We start from the raw sequence: 1,519 nt of genomic DNA, 5'->3' as shown, positions 1-1,519 counted from the left end.
CTCTCCGTCGCCGCCCTGCTTGCGGCCGCGCTGGCGCTTGCGGTGATGTTCGATTCGGTGCCCCCGGTGCCCAGCATCGCAGAGACGTTGCTGTCCTTGACCGGCACCGCGTTCGCCGCAACCGCGCTCTGTGCGGTGACCGCTCTGCTGTTCGGCCGCGTGCGGGTGCGGCTTGGACCGTTGGCGGCGCGGATCCTGGGTTCGTGGATCGCCGCCAGCGCGCTCATGGTGCTGGCGCTGCGGCTTGCCACCTGACGTGCTGCCTGAATGGCCAGCCGGCTCGGCGGCTGCTCACACCCTGCCGCCAACCCAACTTGCCAAGCACATGGCTTTTTGCTGGATTGGTCGCCTCGTTCACGGAGCCCGTCGATGACCCCCTTCTTCGTCCAGATCAAGTGCCAGATGGGAAAGTCCTACGAGGTAGCCAACGCGCTGGCCGACGCCGAGATCGCCTCCGAAATCTATTCCACTGCCGGCCACTATGACCTGCTGGTGAAGTTCTACGTCGATCCCTCCGTCGATATCGGCCATTTCGTCAACGAAAAGGTGCAGACCATTCCGGGCATCCAGGACACCCTGACGATCATCACCTTCAAGGCGTTCTGACACCGCGGCCGGCCTCCTCACTTTTCCAACTCGCGTGACGGCGGCAAAATGGCTTATATTTCTGGCTAGTTTTCTGGCCAGCAGGCTTCATCCATGATCCGGCGTACATGGTCGCTTCAGGACGCCAAGAACCGCTTTAGCGAGGTCGTCGAGGCTGCGCGCCGCAAGCCACAGACCGTGACCAAGCACGGTAAACCGGCGGTCGTGGTCCTGGATGCGGAAGAATACGATCGCTTGCAAAAGCTCCAGCAACTGGAGGCGCCGAGCTTTGCGGAAATGCTGCTCGCCATTCCTCAGGGAAACATCGCTCTCGAACGGCTCGGCGCAAAACCCCGCGACGTCGAAATCTGATGTTTCTGATCGACACCGATGTTCCGTTCGCACTGGCGAAGCGGCGAAGGGACAAGACAGTCGAAACGTAGCTCCTGCAACAACGCGCCATCGATATGTTCGTCAGCGTTATCAGTGTCGGAGAGATCGAGCGTGGCATCGCCAAACAGCGGCACTGTGACCCGGCTCACGCGACCGCACTCGAACGATGGCTCGATCGGATTCTTTCGGCCTATGGAGAGCGTATCCTTCCTTTCAATCTTGCCGCCGCGCGGCGATGGGGGCAGCTCAGCGCCGCAATCGGCAACGACAGCGTCGACCTTCAGATCGCCGCCACTGCATTCGAGTATGGCTTGACAGTCGTGACCCGCAATATCGCGGATTTCGCGCCGACCGGCGTGCCGACATTGTCGCCGGACTATCCGGTCAAACGCTGACCCTCACGGCGCCGGCGGCGGGGCGTCGATGTCGCGCTTGCCGAGCTGGCGCTCGCGGAACACCACGATCAGTCCGGCCGCTGCGATGATGCTGGCGCCGATGAAGACCAAGGGCACCGGAATTTCGCCAAAGAACACATAGCCGA

General features: G+C 62.0%; 4 protein-coding genes. All 4 read left to right on the top strand.

The window, feature by feature from the left end:
- On the top strand, window positions 1-255 hold a 255-nt coding region (locus tag ACK41X_RS23570), incomplete at its 5' end, for a hypothetical protein (RefSeq protein WP_409728791.1).
- Between the two features lie 114 nt (window positions 256-369).
- On the top strand, window positions 370-606 hold the full coding sequence (locus tag ACK41X_RS23565) for an Lrp/AsnC ligand binding domain-containing protein (protein WP_409728788.1): 237 nt from the start codon (window positions 370-372) through the stop codon (window positions 604-606).
- Window positions 607-699: 93 nt separating this feature from the next.
- Window positions 700-957: a type II toxin-antitoxin system Phd/YefM family antitoxin gene (locus ACK41X_RS23560; RefSeq protein ID WP_409728785.1), complete on the top strand. Its 258-nt coding sequence runs from the start codon at window positions 700-702 to the stop codon at window positions 955-957.
- A gap of 95 nt (window positions 958-1,052) precedes the next feature.
- Complete coding sequence (locus ACK41X_RS23555) at window positions 1,053-1,373, top strand: type II toxin-antitoxin system VapC family toxin (RefSeq protein WP_409728783.1); 321 nt, start codon at window positions 1,053-1,055, stop codon at window positions 1,371-1,373.
- Window positions 1,374-1,519 lie beyond the last annotated feature (146 nt).

It is taken from the genome of Pseudorhodoplanes sp. (assembly GCF_046289595.1).
Taxonomy (GTDB): Bacteria; Pseudomonadota; Alphaproteobacteria; order Rhizobiales; family Xanthobacteraceae; genus Pseudorhodoplanes.
This window is presented reverse-complemented; position numbering and strand designations above follow the sequence as displayed.

What these genes read in the sequence shown, in the direction of transcription:
- ACK41X_RS23565 (WP_409728788.1), top strand. Translation starts at nt 370, where the DNA reads ATGACCCCCTTCTTCGTCCAGATCAAGTGCCAGATGGGAAAGTCCTAC.
- ACK41X_RS23555 (WP_409728783.1), top strand. Translation starts at nt 1,053, where the DNA reads ATGTTCGTCAGCGTTATCAGTGTCGGAGAGATCGAGCGTGGCATCGCC.
- ACK41X_RS23560 (WP_409728785.1), top strand. Translation starts at nt 700, where the DNA reads ATGATCCGGCGTACATGGTCGCTTCAGGACGCCAAGAACCGCTTTAGC.